The organism is Methylobacterium sp. Leaf123 (genome assembly GCF_001423405.1).
Classification (GTDB): domain Bacteria; phylum Pseudomonadota; class Alphaproteobacteria; order Rhizobiales; family Beijerinckiaceae; genus Methylobacterium.
Map to the genome: position 1 here is coordinate 587,986 of NZ_LMNS01000001.1, position 18,066 is coordinate 606,051.

Genomic DNA, 18,066 nt, shown 5'->3' on the forward strand with positions numbered 1-18,066 from the left:
CGTCCCATCGGCCGGCGGCGGGCATGCCCGGCCGAGTGTCATGTCAATTCGTCGTCGTGCGAATCGAAGGCGGTCGCGCCAGCGGCAAGCGGGGCGTCCTCTTCAGACGCCGACGCCATACCCTCGAAGGTGCGGAACCGACGCCAACGCGCGAGATAGCCGGTAGTGCCGGCTCCCGCGATAAGGGCAGCGTGTATCACATGATCCCGGCCCAATGCCATGTCCAATTCGGTGTTGGACAGGTCATCGACAACGGGAATAACCGATATGGCATCGCCGTAGCGCCGCCGCAAGGCAGCCGCGAGCTTGCGCCGGCCGTCCGGAGCCGCATCGCTGGCATGAATCACCGCCGCGACGCCGACCGCTCCGAGAATCGCCGACTCGACCTTGCCGAAGCCGGTCACGACGCAACCGGCCTTGTTGGCCATGGCGAGAGCCTGGCGCAGATCGGTGCGCAGAACCTCGGTAACCTGATCGGCGAGATCCGACGGGACCTTCGCCTCATTCGACTTGAAGGCGCGGTTGAAGGCACGGCGCTTGACCGCCGCTTCGATCGTCGCGCGCGTCGCGGTCACCCACGCCCCGCGACCCGGCAGACGTGCCCGCAGATCCGGCACCACCGTGGCGTCCGGCCCGAGCACGAAGCGGATCATCGCCGCGGGCGATTGCGCCTTACGGGTGACGATGCAGGTGCGCACAGGCTCCCGGCCGCGGCCCGGGCCACGGTCGAGATCCAGGCCGGTCTCGGCCGATTCGCCGTCCGTGCCCCCCTGCGCGATCATATCCTGCACCGTGTCTCCGTCCCTCTGGCTCAAGCCTGCTGCGGCTCGGCCGTCGCTTCCTCGGTCGTCTCGCCTTCGAGCGCCTCGCCCTCGGCGGCCTCACCCTCCGGCTCCGGCAGCGCGTCGATCCAGCCGGCCTTCAGACGGGCGGCCATGATCAGCGCCTCGGCCTCGGCCCGCGACAGCTCGAACCCGTCGAGATAGCCGGCATGGCGCACGGCCTCGGGGCCACGGCCCTCGGTGTAGCCGACGAGATCGTCGGTGGCGCAACCGGCGAGGTCTTCGACGGTCTTCACCTCGTTCTCGCCGAGCGCCACCATCATCGCGGTGGTGATGCCGTCGATGTCGCGCAGTTCGTCCTCGACACCGAGTTCGCGGCGGCGGTCGTCCTGCTCCTGCTCGATGCGGGCGAGGTAGTCCTGGGCGCGGGCCTGGATTTCGGCACCGGTCTCTTCGTCGAGGCCCTGGATGTTGGAGAGTTCGGCGACATCGACGAAGGCGATTTCCTCGACGTTGCGGAAGCCTTCGGCGGCCAGCAACTGACCGACGGTCTCGTCCACGTCGAGCGCTTCCATGAACGCCTGGGTCCGCTCCGCGAACTCCTTCTGGCGCCGCTCGGATTCCTCGGCCTCGGTCAGGATGTCGATGTCCCAGCCGGTGAGCTGCGAGGCGAGACGCACGTTCTGGCCGCGGCGGCCGATGGCCAGCGAGAGCTGATCGTCGGGCACCACCACCTCGATGCGGTCGGCCTCCTCGTCGAGCACCACCTTCACGACCTCGGCCGGCTGCAGCGCGTTGACGATGAAGGTCGCCTGATCCTCCGACCACGGAATGATGTCGATCTTCTCGCCCTGAAGCTCGCCGACCACCGCCTGGACGCGGGAGCCACGCATACCGACGCAGGCGCCGACCGGGTCGATCGAGGAATCGCGGGAGATGACGGCGATCTTGGCGCGCGAGCCCGGATCGCGGGCCACCGCCTTCACCTCGACGATGCCGTCATAGATCTCCGGCACTTCCTGGCCGAACAGCTTGGCCATGAATTGCGGGTGCGAGCGCGACAGGAAGATCTGCGGCCCACGCACCTCGGAGCGCACGTCGAACAGGTAGGCGCGGATACGGTCGCCGGGGCGGAAGGTTTCGCGCGGGATCATCTCGTCGCGGCGGACGATGCCCTCGCCGCGGCCGAGATCGACGATGACGTTGCCGTACTCGACGCGCTTGACCACGCCGTTGAGGATCTCGCCGATGCGGTCCTTGTACTCGTCGTACTGGCGGGCGCGCTCGGCGTCGCGGACCTTCTGGACGATGACCTGCTTGGCCGACTGCGCCGCGACGCGTCCGAAATCGAAGGGCGGCAGGGTATCGGAGATCACGTCGCCGATGAGGGCGCCGGGATTGTAGCGGCGGGCCTGATCGAGGGTGATCTCGCGGGCGTCGTTCTCGACCTGCTCGACCACGAGGAGGTGGCGGGACAGGCGCAGCGCGCCGCTCTTCGTGTCGATCTCGGCGTGGACGTCGGTCTCGGCGCCGTAGCGGGAGCGGGCCGCCTTCGCGATCGCCTCTTCCATCGCTTCGATGACGATCTGGCGGTCGATCACCTTTTCGCGGGCCACGGCCTCGGCGATCTGCAGGAGTTCGAGCCGATTGGCGCTGACGACAGCCATGGGGTCTGGTCCTTCTTCGGTCGTGTCTTCCGCTGCGAGAGCGGACTTACTCTCAGGGTCCTCTGCATCGCGACGGCGCCGGAGCTGGCCGCCCAAAGCGATGCCGCGGGATCAGTGAAGCGTGTCGCGGTTCTTGAGGCGGGCGGCCTTCGTGACGATGCCGCCACCGGGCTTGGGCTTCTTCGCCTTCACCGGCTTGTCGGCCTTCTTGTCCGCCTTGGGCTTGGGCCGCTTCGGCTGCGGGATGAAGCGAACCTGCGGCGCCTCGTCCTCGGCTTCCGCACCCTCTTCCTCGTCGATTCCCTCGCCGTCCTGCGGCGGGGCCGAGCCACGGCGGAGTGATTCGCGAATCAGCTCGTCCGTGAGGATGAGATGTGCCTCGCCGAGATCGCGCAGCGGCACGTCTATGCGGTTCGGAAGGCCGGGCTTCACGTCGGGCAGGTCGATCGGCACCGTGGTACCGTCCGCGCTTGGAACCCCGATGATGCCGCGGAAGCGCTTGCGCCCGTCCATCGGCACGGCAAGCTCGACCTTGGCCTCGTAACCGGCCCAGCGCTCGAAATCGGACACGCGGACCAGGGGCCGGTCGATGCCCGGCGAGGAGACTTCGAGATAGTAGGCGCCGCCGACCGGATCCTCGAGATCGAGGATCGGCGAGATTGCGCGGCTCACCGCCTCGCATTCATCGACGCCCATCGTGCCATCCGGCCGCTCGGCCATGATCTGCAGGGTGCGGCCGTTGGTGTTCGAGACCTTCACCCGGACCAGCCGGAAGCCGAGGCCCTCGATCGGTCCCTCGACGATCTGGGCGACGCGCGCGGCGACGCCGGTCTCGCTGACAAGACGTTTCTCGGTAGGCTCCGCCATGCTGTCGTTTTCCGAAGGTCTCGATCGGGGGTTAAGCTTGGCAAATCCAGCGCTGGAGGTGCCCGCGAAAATAAAAAAGAGCGGACCCCGGGGGGCCCACTCCCGCAAGCAGCCTATCGACTGCACCAGAAATGTTGAGCCGTGACTTAACCCCGCTGCGTGGCGAATTCAAGCACTTCGAGGCGCGATCTCCCGTTCCGGATGCCGCGCTCCGGCCATCACCGGCTGCAACACCGGCGCGACCGCACGCGAGAGGAGAGGCACCATGCCGGCAACCCTGATCGGACCGGATCCGGAGGCTCTGCACCCGATGGCCGGGCACAGCCGCGTCACCTTCATCCGCAACCTCGACCTGCCGGAGAATGTCGAGGTCGGCGCCTACACGTATTACGATGATCCGGCAGGCCCACAGGCCTTTCTCAATGCGATTCTCTACCACTTCGCCTTTCTCGGCGACCGGCTGGTGATCGGGAAGTTCTGCGCCATCGCCGCGGAGACGCGCTTCCTGATGAATGGCGGCAATCACCGCCTCGACGGCCTCTCGACCTATCCCTTCCCGATCTTCGGCGGCGACTGGATCGGTCGCTTCGCAGGGGAACTCGATTTTCCGAGCCGAGGCGACACCGTGATCGGCAACGATGTCTGGCTCGGCTTTCGCAGCACCGTGATGCCGGGCGTCACCATCGGCGACGGCGCGGTGGTCGCGGCCCATGCCGTCGTCACCGCCGACGTGCCGCCCTACGCCATCGTCGCCGGCAACCCCGCGCGAATCGTCCGCCGCCGATTCTCGGAAGAGGAGGCCGCACGCCTTCAGGCCGTGGCGTGGTGGGATTGGCCGGTGGACCGGATCACCGCTCACCTCCCACTGATCAGCGGCGGCGACATCGCCGCGCTCGAAGCGGTGGCCTCGGTGGCGCTATAGGGCACCAGCGACAGCGCGCTAAGCCAGCAGCAAGAGGACGCGCGGGACCTTCCGGAATGAGGGCATGGCCGCCTTCGACATCCGAGCGCTTCCGATCAGCGTGGGAAAATCATCCGCGAGACGATGGCCCAAACGAAAACGCCGCCCCGGTCAGGGACGGCGCTTTCCGATGATCAGGGCGTTGAGCCGACTCAGGCGGCCTGCTTGGCCTTGTTCAGCAGCTTGCGGTTCACCAGCACCTCGGCGATCTGCACCGCGTTGAGCGCAGCGCCCTTGCGCAGGTTGTCCGAGACGCACCAGAAGTTCAGGCCGTTTTCGATCGTGGCGTCCTCGCGGATGCGGGAGATGTAGGTGGCATCCTCGCCCGCCGCCTCGTGCGGGGTGATGTAGCCACCGTTCTCGCGCTTATCGATCACGAGCACGCCGGGCGCCGCGCGCAGGATCTCGGTCGCCTGCTCCGGCGAGAGCGGGCGCTCGAACTCGACATTCACCGACTCGGCATGGCCGATGAAGACCGGCACGCGCACTGCGGTCGCCGTGAGCTTGATCTTGGGATCGAGCATCTTCTTGGTCTCGGCGACCATCTTCCACTCTTCCTTCGTGTAGCCATCCTCCATGAACACATCGATGTGGGGGATGACGTTGAAGGCGATCCGCTTGGTGAACTTCTTCGTCACCACCTCGCCGGCGGTGAAGACGGCGCGGGTCTGGCTGAACAGCTCGTCCATCGCCTCCTTCCCGGCGCCGGACACGGACTGATAGGTCGAGACCACGACGCGCTTGATGGTGGCCGCCTCATGCAGCGGCTTGAGCGCGACGACGAGCTGCGCGGTCGAGCAGTTCGGGTTGGCGATGATGTTGCGCTTGGAGAAGCCCACGACCGCGTCGGCATTCACCTCCGGCACGATCAGCGGCACGTCGGCGTCGTAGCGGAACGCGGACGAGTTATCGATCACCACGCAGCCTTGGCTACCGATGCGCGGGCTCCACTCCTTCGACGTCTCACCGCCGGCCGACATCAGGCAGATGTCGGTGTCGGAGAAGTCGTAGGTGTCGAGGGTTTTGACCTTGAGAATCTTGTCGCCGAAAGAGACTTCCTGGCCTAGGCTCCGGCTGGAGGCCAGCGCCACGACCTCGTCGGCCGGGAAGGCGCGCTCGGCCAGGATGTCGAGAATCTCGCGGCCCACATTGCCCGTGGCTCCGACGACGGCGACCTTGTAACCCATCTGACCAAACTCCGCTGCGCGGGCCGGATGACACCGGACCGCCTCTTCCCGTCGCCGGCGGACGCACCGCTCGGACCCTTGGTTCGGGAAGATTCCATAGGCTGGAGAACCCGCCCCGATTGGTCGAGGTGGGTTCTCAAAGCATCCGGAGCAAGATGCCCGGCGTGCTCACCTGTCAAGAGGCGCGTGCCGACCGCAGCCGTGCAGACGTGACAGGACGAGGCGCGCGGCAACCCGGGATTCACCATCGGACGAGGAATCCGAGGACAGGCCGGGTTTCTTCAACCGGCTGATGGCGGGCGCCGGTGCAGAGATCGGGCAACGGCGAGGGCCCTTGCGGCCCCGCGGACCCGATCAAGGCCTGCGCATGCTCCCCCATCCGGACGACGCCTTCGAGAAATCCGACGATTTCCAAGACCTGTCCCGCCCCCGTCCCCTCCGCCGCATGCGGCTGGCGGCCAAGCTCGTGGCCAGTGCGGCCCTGATCGCCGGCCTCTCTCTGTTTGCACGCGACCGCGCCGCGGCACCCGAACCACCACAATCCTGGAGCGAGCCGCCGCGGGCGGCCGAGGGTGCGCGCCGAGCGATAGCCGCGACCGAGCCGCTTCTGACGTTGCGCGACGACGCGGCCGCGGTGCCGCCCCAGCCCGGACCGACGCGGTGGAATTCCGGCAACGGCCAACGTGAGGACAGCGTGAGCCAGGGCGCGTTCGATATGATCGAGGCGCCCTATCTCCTCCTCACCGCCACCGATGCGGGCGGCCGGGCCGAGCCCGGCACCAGCTTGTTCGTGACGCTGGTGCGCCGGGCTGCCGACGGGCGTGGCCTCTCCGTCATCCGCACCGGCGAGCGCGGCATCGTGGCGACCGCCCTCGGCAGCTTCGAAACCGTCGAGGCCACGTTGTCGTCGGCGGGCAAGCGCAGTTGCACGGGCTTTCGCAGCCTCGACCTGAAGGCGGTGGCGATCGACGGCTGGTTGTGCGGCATCCTCGGGCAGGCGCCGGAACCCCGCTCCGTCGCTTGCGCCATCGACCGGATCACCCTGGCCGGCCGCGTGACGGCGGCGCTCGGCGCCGATGCCCTCACCGGTGCGAGTGCCTGTCGCATCGAAGAGGCCGCCGCTGGGCCGGGCGACAGCACCGGCTCGATCGCGATGGCCGAGGCGCCGACGAAAAACAATACGGCAAAAACGCGGCGAAAATGATGAAGCGCGGCCATATTCGGGGAACAACGGCCACGCCAGAACGTCTACTCAGCAACAAGCGGGATTCTTAACGAACGGCCCGTACCGTAGGCTCTCACACGACAAGGTACGCCATGCGCTTTTCCAAGCTCGCCCTGTTGGGCGCCATGACCCTCACCGCGATCGGCTTCGGAACCAGTGCTGAGGCCCAGGGCCCCTATGGCAACCCCGGCTATGTGCGTGTGAGCCAGCCGCTGCCGATCCGCATCCGTCCGCGCTCCTGGCTCGATGCCGGCAACGTGGTCGAGCGCGGCAACGGCTCGGTGTCGAACCCGGCGACCAACCCGGCCCTGATTGCCGCCTCGAACCAGCTCAACCCGGTCTATGGCCGCAGCGACCGTTACGGCGAAGGCTTCCTGCCCGATCCGATCACCAACGGCCCGTTCATCGGCGCGCGCTCGACGGCGATCCGCAACGTCGATTTCTCGGCCATCGACGCGATCGACCCGACCTCCTACGTGGCGCGCTACGGCAACCCGTACCGGTAGACATCACGCGTCCTTGCGACGGATGGAGCGGGCCCTTCGGGGCCCGTTTTCGTTTTTGGCGATCAGGTCTTGAGCACAGGCTCGGCCACGTCACCCGCGCCGCGTTCGGCCAGATAGTGGGGCTGGAACAGGCACATGCGCACCGCGTCGCGGTAGCGGCCGTTGACGAAGAACTCGTCCCTTAGAATGCCCTCGGGACGGAAGCCGCAGCTTTCGTAGATGCCAGCCGCGCGTTTGTTGTCCTTGTCCACATGCAGGTAGAGCTTGTGGATGTTGAGCACCTTGAACGCGTAGTCGATGGCGATGCGGGTCGCGCGGTTGGCGTAGCCCTTCCCCTGGTGATCGGGGTGGATCGCAATCTGGAACTCGCAACGGCGGTGCAGGTGGTTGATCTCCACCAGCTCGACCATGCCCGCGGGCTCGCCGCGCTCCGACGCGATGATGAAGCGCCGCTCGGTCTGATTGTGGATGTTGCGCTCATAGAGCTGCGCCAGCTCGGCGAAGGACTCGTAAGCCTCCTCGAACCAGTAGCGCATGATGCTGTCATTGTTGTTGAGCTGATGCACGAAGAGCAGGTCTTCGCGCTCGAGGGGGCGTAGCTTGATACTCATGTCCGAACTCGGGCCAGGGCTGAATCGGTTTTGGCCTCTGGCCTACTCCCACGCCGACCAAGACGGAATGATGAAAGCCGGCTTCAAAGCGCGCGAAGCCCGGCTTCTTCCAAAGCTAAGGCGTCGGCAGCGGCCTCATCCAGGTCATCCAACGGGCCCCGGAAGCGCAAGGCCCGCGTCGGTTCACCGGCCCGCATCACCAGAACCACCGTCTCGACATCCGGGCAGCCGGGATCGGGACAGGCGATCTCGTTGACCGACAGGGCATCCGCCTCGCTCAGGCCGAATGCCGGGTGAAGCAAAGTTTTTGCGCGCGCAGCCGCCTGCGCCAGCCCGGCCGAACGGGCGCGCCAATCCTTCAGGCTGATGAAGCCCATCCCGCGCGCTCCTCCGCTCAGGCCGCCGCCCGGCGCCAGACCGGGAACGGGTCGGGCAGGTCGCGATAGGCCTCTGCATCGAAGCGCCGGACCTCGGCGGGACCGACGAGGCAGGCATCGAGCGCGGCGGTGATCGCGTCCCGGTCCATGCCGCGGCCGATGAAGACGAGTTCCTGGCGGCGGTCACCCCAGACCTCGCTCCAGACCGTGTGAAGGCGCTCGCGGAAAACCTCTTCCTCCGGCCAGCGCTGACGCGGCACCGCCGCCCACCAGAACCCCATCGCACCGATATGCGCGACGGCGCCGGCCAGCGAGAATTCGCCGACCCATTCAGGCCGGGTCGCGAGCCAGAAATGGCCCTTGGCGCGGATCAGCCCCGGCCAGGTCGTGTTGGCAAACGCCTGGAATTTCTGCGGATCGAGCGGCCGGCGCGCCCGGTAGACGAAGGAGTTGATGCCATATTCCTCGGTCTCCGGCACATGCTCGTGCGCGCCGTATAGCTCCTTGAACCAGAGCGGGTGCTCCTGGGCCTTCTCCTCGTCGAACAGCCCAGTATCGAGGATGGCGCCCGGCGGCACCCGCCCGTGCGAAGCCTCGACGATGCGCGCATCCGCGTTGAGCCCCCGCACCACCGACCGCACGAGGTCGAGCTGATCCGGCGAGACGTCGCGCGCCTTGTTGATCACGACGACGTCGGCGAACTCGATCTGCTCCACCAGCAGATCGACCAGGGTGCGGGTGTCGTCCTCCCCCGCGGTCTCGCCGCGCTGGCGCAGGAAGTCGTTCGAGCCGTAATCCTTCAGGAGGTTCACCGCATCGACCACGGTCACCATCGTGTCGAGCCGCGCCACGTCGCTGAGCGCTTCGCCAGCCTCGTCGCGGAAGGAGAAGGTACTCGCCACCGGCAGCGGTTCGGCGATGCCCGTGCCCTCGATCAGGAGGTAGTCGAAGCGGCCCTCGGCGGCGAGACGGCGAACTTCGGCCAGCAGGTCGTCGCGCAGGGTGCAGCAGATGCAGCCGTTGGTCATTTCGACAAGCCGCTCATCCGTGCGCGACAGGTCGGCCCCGCCGTCGCGAACGAGGTCGGCGTCGATGTTCACCTCGCTCATGTCGTTGACGATCACCGCGACGCGCCGACCCTCGCGATTGTTCAGAACGTGATTGAGCAACGTTGTCTTGCCGGCGCCGAGGAAGCCCGACAGCACGGTGACGGGGAGGCGGGGGGTGGGCTCAGGCATGGGTCATCCACGAAGGTGAGGTTCGTATTGTTACTTTATAACATTGCAAAATCGAGGTGTCGTCAAGTCGGATGAGCGGAAAAGATGGTCGACTCATAGAGCGTCTCGGGGGAAAAGGCCGGGGCGGCACCGACGCCGACGAAGGGCGGTCGTGCCGCGGGACCGATGAGGCGCTTCATCGTTTGCAACCGCACGCATTCGGTTTGCGCGAAGGAGGGTGAACGGGTGCGACCCTGGCGCGAGGGACCGGGCGACCGGCGCAGCTACCATCACGGCAACCTTAAAGAGGCGTTGATCGAGGCCGCGCGCCGCTTCATCGCCGAGCGGGGCATCGGCGGCTTCACGCTGGTCGATGCCGCCCGGTTGGTCGGGGTGACGCCCGCGGCGCTCTACCGCCATTTCCGTGGGCGCGAAGCCCTGTTGGAGGAAGTGGCGGGCCGCGGCTTCGCCGACCTCGCCGACCGGCTCTCGCGGGCGCTGACCGGCCGCGGAACGCCGCTGGAGCGCTTCACCCGCATGGGCGAAGCCTATCTCGCCTTCGCCGAAGAGGAGCCGGGCTACTACGCGGCGATCTTCGAAGTGCGCGGTCAGGCCGCCCCGGCGCCCGCGCCCGAGCGGCCGAACCCGTTCGATCTTCTCGTCGAAGCCCTGCGCACGACTTTTCCCGACGGTTTCGACGGAGTCGATCCGCGCTTCCTCGCGCTCGAGGTCTGGGCGCTCTCGCACGGCATCGCCACGCTGTCGGCCGCAGGCCAACTGCCGAAGCCCGGGCCGGACAAGTACGAATTGCTGCGTGCGGGCGTTCTCGCGCTGGTCCACGGAGCCGGTGGGCGGACGAAGGACAAGGCTTAGCGCGGGGCCATCGCTCGACGCCCAGGTTGGCGGCTTCGCAGCGCGAAGAACGGTACGCTGCGAAACCCTGACCCGACCGACACCGGCCCGGGCGACGGAGCCCGGCAAAAGCCGGAACCAACGCTTCCCAATGATGGCCGTGCTGTTTGCAGGCCACGCCCTTGAAACGGTCGAGGCGGGTCCGCATGTAAATGTTGTTCACATTCACACCCCGGAGTCCTCAGCCGTGAACACGTCCTCCACCTCTCCCTGGTCCTGCGGCGCTTCTCACCGCAGCGGCCCCTTTCCCAAGCGTTCCCTCGAAATCGGCGCGATCGTCGTCGCGTTCATCTATTGGTGGCCGGTTGCCGTCGCCTACGTGGCCTGGAAGATCGCGGGCTATCCTGCCTTCAGCCAGATGAAGGAGTTCGCCAACAGCGGCGGCTTCAGCTTCGCGGGCGGCGATGGCCGGTCGCGCTTCGCCCGCGCTTTCGAGGCGGCCAAGGGGTATTCCGGCACCAGCGCCACTTCCGGCAACTGGGCGTTCGAGGAGTATCGTCGGGCCGAACTGGAGCGCCTCGAAGAACGCCGCCGTGCGCTGCAGGAAGAGAGCCGCGCCTTCACCGACTTCGTCGAGGAACTGAAGCGGGCCAAAGACCGCGAGCAGTTCGATGCCTTCATGGCCAAGCGCCGCTCCGAGGGCGGTGGCCCGACCATCACCGCTTGATCCGCGATAGACGGACTCCTGGCCCAGGCCGATCCGTTTGACCAAAAAAAGGGCTCCCCGCCGGCACCGGCGGGGGGCCCTTCGTTTGTCCGGATCAATCGATGTGCAGTGCAGCGATTCCGTCACACCGGGCGGTTGTCGCAGCCTGTTGACGCCATAACTGCCGGGTCTGGGAACAAGCCGGCGCTGGGCGCCTTGTGAGACACAGAAGCGGCCGCCCACCCTGAGCGACGATCAATTCTTATTCCAGCGGAGATCGGTGGCCTGATGCGGCGTGCCCATACGATGCGGTTCGGCAGCGAGTTTGCCGAGGACGGTGTGCGGTTCGCCCTCTGGGCACCGACCGCCAAGGATGTGACCCTCGTCGTGGACGGGACGGACCATCCGATCCCCGATGTCGGCGAAGGCTGGCGCCGTACCACGCTACCGGGGGTGAAGGCCGGCGCGCGCTACGGCTTCCGCATCGACGGCGACCTCGTGGTGCCGGACCCGGCCTCGCGTTTCCAGCCCGACGATGTTTCCGCGCCCTCCGAGGTGATCGACCCCGGCGCCTATGCGTGGTCCGATGCTGAGTGGACGGGACGGCCTTGGGAAGAGGCGATCGTCTACGAGGTGCATGTCGGCACCGCGACGCCCGAGGGGACCTATGCCGGCCTGGAAAAACGCCTCGACGATTTGGTCGATCTCGGCGTCACGGCGATCGAGCTGCTACCGCTCGCCGACTTCAGGGGAACGCGCAACTGGGGCTATGACGGCGTGCTGCCCTACGCCCCGGATGCGGTCTATGGCCGCCCGGACGAACTCAAGCGCCTGATAGACACCGCCCACGCCAAGGGCCTGATGGTGCTGATCGATTGCGTCTACAACCACTTCGGCCCGGCCGGAAATTACCTACACGCCTACGCCAAGACCTTCTTCACCGAGCGTCACCAGACGCCGTGGGGTGCCGGCATCAACTTCGACGGCAAAGAGTCGGGCCCGGTCGTGCGCGACTACTTCATCGAGAACGCGCTCTACTGGCTCAAGGAATACCATTTCGACGGCATCCGCTTCGACGCGGTGCATGCGATCCTCGATGATTCCGAGAAGCATTTTCTGGCCGAACTCGGGGAGACGATTCGCAAAACTTTCCCGGAGCGGCACGTCCACCTGATCCTGGAGAACGAGGCCAATCAAGCCCGCTGGCTGGAGCGCGACGACAACGCGTCGCCCGTGCTGCACAGCGCGCAATGGGCGGATGACCTGCACCATTGCTGGCACGTGCTTCTGACTGGCGAGGATGCCGGCTATTACGAGAGCTTCGCCGACAAGCCGGTGGAGCATCTGGCCCGCTGCCTTGCCGAGGGCTTCGCCTACCAGGGCGAGCCCTTCCCGACCCTCGACAACCATCCGCGCGGCGAGCCTTCGGCGCACTTGCCGCCCTCGGCCTTCGTCACCTTCCTCCAGAACCACGATCAGGTCGGCAACCGGGCGCTCGGCGAGCGCCTGAGCCATCTCGCCGACCCCAAGAAGCTGGCGCTCGCCCGTGCCGGGCTGCTGCTCGCGCCGCAGATTCCGATGCTCTGGATGGGCGAGGAATGGTCGGCCTCGGCGCCCTTCCTGTTCTTCGTGGATTTCGCGCCGGACGAAGAGCTGAACAAGGCGGTGCGCGAAGGCCGCCGCCGGGAGTTCAAGAGCTTTGCCGCCTTCGCCGACGACACCTCGGTGATCCCCGATCCGACGGAGGTTCAAACCTTCGAGGATTCGAAGATCGATTGGGACGAGGCCGAGACCGAGCCGCATCGGGCCATCTGGGCCGACACCCGCAACATCCTTCAGATCCGTCGGCAGAGCGTCGTGCCACTGACCAAGAGCCGCTACCTCGGGGCCGAGGCCAAGATCCCGGCGCCGGGTGTCGTGGATTGTACCTGGCGCTACGCGGACGGCTGGCTGCGCTTCATCGCCAATGTCGGTGACGCGGAATTCTTGGCGGATGCCGAAGGCGGCCAGGTGATCTGGTCGAGCGGGGCCGTGCGACAGGCGATGCAATTGCCGTCCTGGACGGGTGTCTTCCTGATCGGCGGCACCAAGTGAATCTCTCTGACGTGAGTGCCTCGAACGTGAGTGATCTCGAACGCCTCGCCGACCTCGTCGGCATCGCCGACGGCTTCACCGATGCTTTCGGGAAGCGGGTCGATACGCCGCTTGATGTGCGCCGCGGCATGCTCGAAGCCCTCGGATTCGCGGCCTCGGACGACGAAGCGATCGGCCACAGCCTCGCCGCGGTCGAGGCCGTGCGCGCCAACGTGGTCCCGCCGCTGCTGGCGGCGGAAGCCCGTCGCGGCGTGCGCGTGCCGGTGCGGATGGGCGTGACCACCGGCGCCGTCGCGTGGCGGCTCGTGGACGAGCACGAGCGCTCCCGCGAGGGCCGTGCTACGCTGACGGCATCGGAAGACGGCGCCGGGTTCGACCTGCCGCCGCTGACGCCGGGCTATCATCGGCTCACCGTGACGATCGGTGATCGCCGGGCCCAGGCCTGGATCGTTTCCGCGCCGCAGCGGTGCTGGCGTCCGCGCGCCTATGCCGAGGATGGTGCCCGCGATTGGGGCCTCGCCGCCCAGCTCTACGGACTGCGCTCGCCGAGCAATCTCGGTATCGGCACCTATGCGGATGCCGGCCGTGCCGCGCGCGATGCGGCTTTGCGCGGTGCCTCGTTCCTCGGGCTCAGCCCGGCCCACGCCCTGTTCCCTACGGACCGGGCGAAGATTTCCCCCTATTCGCCGTCCTCGCGGCTCTTCCTCGAAACCCTCTACATCGAGCCGGGCGCGTTGCCGGGCTTCGCCGGGAGCCGCGCCGCCGAGATCTTGGAAAGCCACCGCACCCGCATCGAGACGCTGCGCGATACCTCGCTCGTCGATCATGCCGGCGTGTGGGAGGTGCTCTCGCCCATCCTCGAAGCCTATTGGGAGGATTCCGATGCGCGAGCCGGCAAGGATGCGGGTTTCGCGGCGTTCCGTGAGGAGGGTGGCGAGAATCTTACGTCGCACGCCACCTTCGACGCGCTCTCCGAACATTTCCGGCCCAAGGGCGCGCACTGGCTCGGTGAATGGCCGGAGGAGTATCGCCGTGCCGGCACCGACGCCGTGCGGGCCTTCGCCGAGGCGCATGCGGAGCGCATCAGCTACCACATCTTCCTGCAATACCTCGCCGATACCCAGCTCAAGGCCTCCGCCGAGATGGCGCTGGCGGGGGGCATGCGGCTCGGTCTCTACCGCGATCTGGCGGTCGGCGCCGATCGCGGCGGCTCGGAGATCTGGTCGCATCCGGAGCGCTTCGCCAACGGCGTCTCCATCGGTGCGCCGCCGGATCTGCTCGCGCCCAAGGGTCAGGATTGGGGCCTGCCGGCCTTCGATCCGCTGGAGATGGAGCGCGACGGCCTGAAAGCGTTCCGGGCGCTGGTGAAGGCGAATATGCGCCATGCCGGCGCGATCCGCATCGACCATGCCTTCCAGCTCGCGCGTCTGTTCCTCATCCCGCTCGGGCATTCGGCCCGTGAGGGCGCCTATGTCGCGATGCCGTTCGAGCCGATGCTGGCGGTGCTGCGGCTGGAAAGTCACCGCGCCAAGTGCCTCGTCATCGCCGAGGATCTCGGCACCGCGCCGGAGGGCTTCTCCGATGCGCTGATGCAATCCGGCATCCTGAGCTATCGCATCCTCGCCTTCGAGCGGGAGCAAGGCGGCGCCTTCAAGGCGCCCGAGGCCTACCCGAAGGATGCGCTGACCGCGATCACCACCCACGACCTGCCGACCTTCGTCGGCTGGTGGCGCGGCGTCGATACCGATACCCGGCAATCGCTCGGCCTCTACGATGCGGAACGCGCCGAGTCTGAGCGCACCGAGCGCGTGGCCGAGCGCTGGCGCCTGTCGGAGGCGCTGGCGGCCCAGCAGCTTCTGCCGAGCTCCGAGCCGCCGGAACACGCACCGCTCGAAGCGGCGGCGCGCTATCTCGCCCGCGCGCCGTCGATCCTCACCGCCGTGCAGTACGAAGACGTCGTCGGCGAGCTGTCGCAGGCCAACGTCCCCGGCTCGACCGAGGGCTATCCGAACTGGCGGCGCAAGCTCGACCGGAACCTCGAAGCCATCGCCGCTCCGGGTGGACCGCTCGCCAAGCTCGCCGCCGCCCTGTCGGCGGAGGAGCGGGGGCCGCGTTCGGGTGCCGCGCGCCTTGCTTCGGCTCCGCCGCGGGCGACCTATCGCCTGCAATTCCACGAAGGCTTCACCTTCGCGGATGCGGAAAAGACCGTTCCGTATCTGCAGAAGCTCGGCATCAGCCACGTTTACGCTTCGCCGCTGCAGCGGGCACGGCCGGGCTCGACCCACGGCTACGATATCGTCGATCACTCCCAGATCAATCCGGAGATCGGCGGCGAGGAGGGCTTCCGCAGCTTCACCGACGCGCTCCACGCCCATGGTCTGAAGCTGCTCCTCGACATCGTGCCCAACCACATGGGTGTCGGCGGCGCCGACAATCCGTGGTGGCTCTCGGTGCTCGAATGGGGCGGTCTCTCTCCCGCGGCCAACGCCTTCGACATCGATTGGGAGCGGCTCGGCGCCAACGGCAAGCTCGTCATCCCCTTCCTCGGCGAGCGGTACGGCGAGGCTCTGGAGAAGGGCACGCTGGAGTTGAAATTCGACGAGGCGGCCGGCGCTTTCAGCGTCTGGCACTACGAGCATCAATTTCCGATCTGCCCGCTGCAATACCCGACAATCCTCAACCGGGCGCTCGCGGCGCTCGGCGAGATCGGCGACGACATGTCGGCGGAGGTGCTCGCGATCACCGAGCGCCTGCGGGCCATGGGTGAGGAGACCAATCTCGAGCGCCGCCGCGCCATGCCGGAGGCCGCCGAGGAGCTGAAGCGCCAGCTTGCAGGCACCGTGCGGGCGTCGCCGCAGATCGCAGCGTCGATCTACCGGGCACTGCATCTTCTCAACGGCAACCGGGACTATCCCGACAGCTTCGGGCCGCTGCACCGGCTGCTCGAACAGCAATCGTACCGGCTCGCCCATTGGCGGATCGCATCGAGCGACATCAACTACCGCCGCTTCTTCGATGTGAACTCGCTGGCCGGCCTTCGCGTCGAGCTGTCGGACGTGTTCGTCCGCTCGCACGACCTGCTGTTCCGCCTCATCGGCGAGGGCCGGATCGACGGGTTGCGGATCGACCACATCGACGGTCTGGCCGATCCGCTGGGCTATGCCCGTGCGCTCCAGGCCGCGGTCGGTCCCGGTTTCTACATCGTCGTCGAGAAAATCCTGGAGCCCGGCGAGAAGCTGCGCGATTGGCCCGTCGCCGGCACCACCGGCTACGATGTCCTGAATCAGCTCGACGGCATCCTGGTCGATCGGGCGCTGAAGCCGCGCATCGAGAAGTTCTATCGCTGGGCCACCGATCGGGACGAGCCCTACGGCTTCCAGTTCCGCGCGGCCAAGGCGGAGATTCTGGAGATCAGCTTCGCCTCGGAACTCGAGGTGATGACCGGCGACCTCAAGCAGATCGCCGATTCCGACCGGCGCACCCGCGACTTCTCCACCAACGCGATCCGTCGGGCGCTGATCGAGATCGTCTCGCGCTTCCCCGTCTATCGCTCCTACCTGCCCGGCGATCTCGACGAGACCGAGATCGAGGCCGAGGATGTGCGGTTGATCGAGGGGGCCGTGCGCAAGGCCAAGCGCTGGAGCGCCCTGCCGGATCGTTCGGTGCACGATTTCGCCGCCGATGCCCTGCTCGGCCGGATCGATCTCGGCATGGCCGGACATCCGGACCAGCAGGTGGTCTTGCGCTTCCGCCGCCGCTTCCAGCAGCTCACCGGCCCTGTGATGGCCAAAAGCCTGGAAGACACGTTGTTCTATCGCTTCGTCGAATTGCTCGGCCTCAACGAGGTCGGCGGCGATCCCGGCGAGTACGGCCTCGATGCGGAGCATTTCCACGCGCTTCAGGCCGCGCGGGCCCGCGACTGGCCGAACGCGATGATCACCACGGCCACCCACGACACCAAGCGCGGTGAGGATGCCCGCACGCGCCAGCTTGCTCTCTCCGAGCTGCCAGAGGAATGGGCCCGGGCCTGGGACACCTGGCGCCGTGCGTCCGAGCCGCTCATCAAGCAGGTCGAAGGCGAGCCGGCCCCCGACGCAAATGACCAGTGGATGTTCCTGCAAGCGATTCTCGGCGCCTGGCCGCTCGAACTGCTGGACGTAGACGACGCGGACGCGATCGAGGACTTCCGCAAGCGCCTCGACGCCTATGCCGAGAAGGCCCTGCGCGAGGGCAAGCGCCGGTCGAGCTGGGTCAATGTCGATGAGGGTTACGAGAGCGCCGTCCACGCGCTCTTCGCCGCCCTGGTCGTGCCGGGCTCGGATTGCCTGAATCGGCTCCGGCCGCTCGTGCGTCGTCTCGCCTTCCTCAGCATGATCGCGGGCCTCGGGCGCACGGTGCTGAAATGCACCCTTCCCGGCATTCCGGACACGTATCAGGGCACCGAGTTCTGGGACTTCTCCTTCGTCGATCCCGACAACCGTCGGCCAGTCGATTACGAGGAGCGGGCGCGGGCGCTGGAGGCCGGCGGCACCCCGGAGGCGTTGATCGGCTCCTGGCCGGATGGCCGCGTGAAGCAGGCGACCCTGGCGCGGCTGCTTGCCGACCGGGCCGCTCGCCCGGCTTTCTACGCCGATGCGGATTACCGTCCGCTCGCAGCGGAAGGCGCGCGTGCGGATCACGTGATCGCGTTTACCCGCTCGGCCGTCACCTCGGGTGAGGATGATCTGCTGGTCGCCGTGCCGAGGCTCGTCGCACGAATGACGCCTGAATCGGGTTGGTCCAGCGAAGCCTTCGCCGGAACGGTCCTGCCCGTGCCGGCCGGCAGCCGGTGGGTGGACGTGATCGGCGGCGGCGAGATCGCGGCCGAGGGCGAGGGGCTCGACCTCGGTCGGCACTTCGCGAAACTGCCCTATCTGGTGTTGCGGCGGGCCGCCTGAGGCGACCGCACGAAACATCGGCTCACCGCCCACGCAGGCGGTGAGCAAGCTTGGTCGGTCGGCGTTTCGTCAATGCC

The 18,066-nt window shown here is 67.3% G+C and carries 14 protein-coding genes; 7 read left to right on the forward strand and 7 right to left on the reverse strand.

From position 1 onward, the window contains the following. Positions 1-38: 38 nt before the first annotated feature. From ASF53_RS02585 to rimP, 3 genes are all read right to left on the reverse strand, one after another. Positions 39-782 (reverse strand): RNA-binding protein, encoded by a 744-nt coding sequence (locus ASF53_RS02585; protein WP_056193258.1) that lies wholly within the window; start codon positions 780-782, stop codon positions 39-41. Positions 783-811: 29 nt separating this feature from the next. Next, a complete protein-coding gene (gene nusA / locus ASF53_RS02590; protein ID WP_056193261.1) occupies positions 812-2,449 on the reverse strand; it encodes a transcription termination factor NusA in 1,638 nt (545 codons plus the stop codon). Positions 2,450-2,560: 111 nt separating this feature from the next. After that, positions 2,561-3,316, reverse strand: coding sequence for a ribosome maturation factor RimP (gene rimP / locus ASF53_RS02595; protein ID WP_056193264.1), 756 nt, complete (start codon positions 3,314-3,316; stop codon positions 2,561-2,563). Positions 3,317-3,581: 265 nt separating this feature from the next. Between rimP and ASF53_RS02600 the strand changes: the two genes are divergently transcribed. After that, complete coding sequence (locus tag ASF53_RS02600) at positions 3,582-4,238, forward strand: CatB-related O-acetyltransferase (protein WP_056193267.1); 657 nt, start codon at positions 3,582-3,584, stop codon at positions 4,236-4,238. Positions 4,239-4,429: 191 nt separating this feature from the next. Here ASF53_RS02600 and ASF53_RS02605 read toward each other — a convergent pair whose 3' ends face one another. Next, positions 4,430-5,464: an aspartate-semialdehyde dehydrogenase gene (locus ASF53_RS02605; RefSeq protein WP_056193270.1), complete on the reverse strand. Its 1,035-nt coding sequence runs from the start codon at positions 5,462-5,464 to the stop codon at positions 4,430-4,432. A 367-nt stretch (positions 5,465-5,831) separates the two neighbouring features. Between ASF53_RS02605 and ASF53_RS02610 the strand changes: the two genes are divergently transcribed. Then, positions 5,832-6,668 (forward strand): hypothetical protein, encoded by an 837-nt coding sequence (locus tag ASF53_RS02610; RefSeq protein ID WP_056193273.1) that lies wholly within the window; start codon positions 5,832-5,834, stop codon positions 6,666-6,668. A gap of 113 nt (positions 6,669-6,781) precedes the next feature. Beyond that, a complete protein-coding gene (locus ASF53_RS02615; protein ID WP_056193276.1) occupies positions 6,782-7,195 on the forward strand; it encodes a hypothetical protein in 414 nt (137 codons plus the stop codon). Positions 7,196-7,257: 62 nt separating this feature from the next. Here ASF53_RS02615 and speG read toward each other — a convergent pair whose 3' ends face one another. The 3 genes from speG to zigA all read right to left on the reverse strand — a co-directional run bounded on the left by speG (position 7,258) and on the right by zigA (position 9,421). Continuing rightward, on the reverse strand, positions 7,258-7,806 hold the full coding sequence (gene speG, locus ASF53_RS02620) for a spermidine N1-acetyltransferase (RefSeq protein ID WP_056193279.1): 549 nt from the start codon (positions 7,804-7,806) through the stop codon (positions 7,258-7,260). Positions 7,807-7,889: 83 nt separating this feature from the next. Further along, positions 7,890-8,183, reverse strand: coding sequence for a hypothetical protein (locus ASF53_RS02625; RefSeq protein ID WP_056193283.1), 294 nt, complete (start codon positions 8,181-8,183; stop codon positions 7,890-7,892). A gap of 17 nt (positions 8,184-8,200) precedes the next feature. After that, positions 8,201-9,421 (reverse strand): zinc metallochaperone GTPase ZigA, encoded by a 1,221-nt coding sequence (gene zigA / locus ASF53_RS02630; protein WP_056193286.1) that lies wholly within the window; start codon positions 9,419-9,421, stop codon positions 8,201-8,203. 225 nt (positions 9,422-9,646) lie between these two features. Between zigA and ASF53_RS02635 the strand changes: the two genes are divergently transcribed. The 4 genes from ASF53_RS02635 to ASF53_RS02650 all read left to right on the forward strand — a co-directional run bounded on the left by ASF53_RS02635 (position 9,647) and on the right by ASF53_RS02650 (position 17,989). Further along, positions 9,647-10,273, forward strand: a complete 627-nt coding sequence (locus tag ASF53_RS02635) for a TetR/AcrR family transcriptional regulator (protein ID WP_056193876.1) — start codon at positions 9,647-9,649, stop codon at positions 10,271-10,273. Positions 10,274-10,499: 226 nt separating this feature from the next. Further along, positions 10,500-10,979, forward strand: coding sequence for a DUF2852 domain-containing protein (locus tag ASF53_RS02640; RefSeq protein ID WP_056193879.1), 480 nt, complete (start codon positions 10,500-10,502; stop codon positions 10,977-10,979). A gap of 267 nt (positions 10,980-11,246) precedes the next feature. Beyond that, positions 11,247-13,052, forward strand: coding sequence for a malto-oligosyltrehalose trehalohydrolase (gene treZ, locus ASF53_RS02645; RefSeq protein ID WP_056193289.1), 1,806 nt, complete (start codon positions 11,247-11,249; stop codon positions 13,050-13,052). Beyond that, on the forward strand, positions 13,049-17,989 hold the full coding sequence (locus ASF53_RS02650; protein WP_056193290.1) for a malto-oligosyltrehalose synthase: 4,941 nt from the start codon (positions 13,049-13,051) through the stop codon (positions 17,987-17,989). Before treZ ends, ASF53_RS02650 begins: the two co-directional genes overlap by 4 nt. The last annotated feature ends 77 nt before the right edge of the window (positions 17,990-18,066 follow it).

What these genes read in the sequence shown, in the direction of transcription:
- ASF53_RS02600 (WP_056193267.1), top strand. Translation starts at nt 3,582, where the DNA reads ATGCCGGCAACCCTGATCGGACCGGATCCGGAGGCTCTGCACCCGATG.
- ASF53_RS02605 (WP_056193270.1), bottom strand. Translation starts at nt 5,464, where the DNA reads ATGGGTTACAAGGTCGCCGTCGTCGGAGCCACGGGCAATGTGGGCCGC.
- nusA (WP_056193261.1), bottom strand. Translation starts at nt 2,449, where the DNA reads ATGGCTGTCGTCAGCGCCAATCGGCTCGAACTCCTGCAGATCGCCGAG.
- zigA (WP_056193286.1), bottom strand. Translation starts at nt 9,421, where the DNA reads ATGCCTGAGCCCACCCCCCGCCTCCCCGTCACCGTGCTGTCGGGCTTC.
- speG (WP_056193279.1), bottom strand. Translation starts at nt 7,806, where the DNA reads ATGAGTATCAAGCTACGCCCCCTCGAGCGCGAAGACCTGCTCTTCGTG.
- ASF53_RS02610 (WP_056193273.1), top strand. Translation starts at nt 5,832, where the DNA reads ATGCTCCCCCATCCGGACGACGCCTTCGAGAAATCCGACGATTTCCAA.
- ASF53_RS02625 (WP_056193283.1), bottom strand. Translation starts at nt 8,183, where the DNA reads ATGGGCTTCATCAGCCTGAAGGATTGGCGCGCCCGTTCGGCCGGGCTG.
- ASF53_RS02615 (WP_056193276.1), top strand. Translation starts at nt 6,782, where the DNA reads ATGCGCTTTTCCAAGCTCGCCCTGTTGGGCGCCATGACCCTCACCGCG.
- treZ (WP_056193289.1), top strand. Translation starts at nt 11,247, where the DNA reads ATGCGGCGTGCCCATACGATGCGGTTCGGCAGCGAGTTTGCCGAGGAC.
- rimP (WP_056193264.1), bottom strand. Translation starts at nt 3,316, where the DNA reads ATGGCGGAGCCTACCGAGAAACGTCTTGTCAGCGAGACCGGCGTCGCC.
- ASF53_RS02585 (WP_056193258.1), bottom strand. Translation starts at nt 782, where the DNA reads ATGATCGCGCAGGGGGGCACGGACGGCGAATCGGCCGAGACCGGCCTG.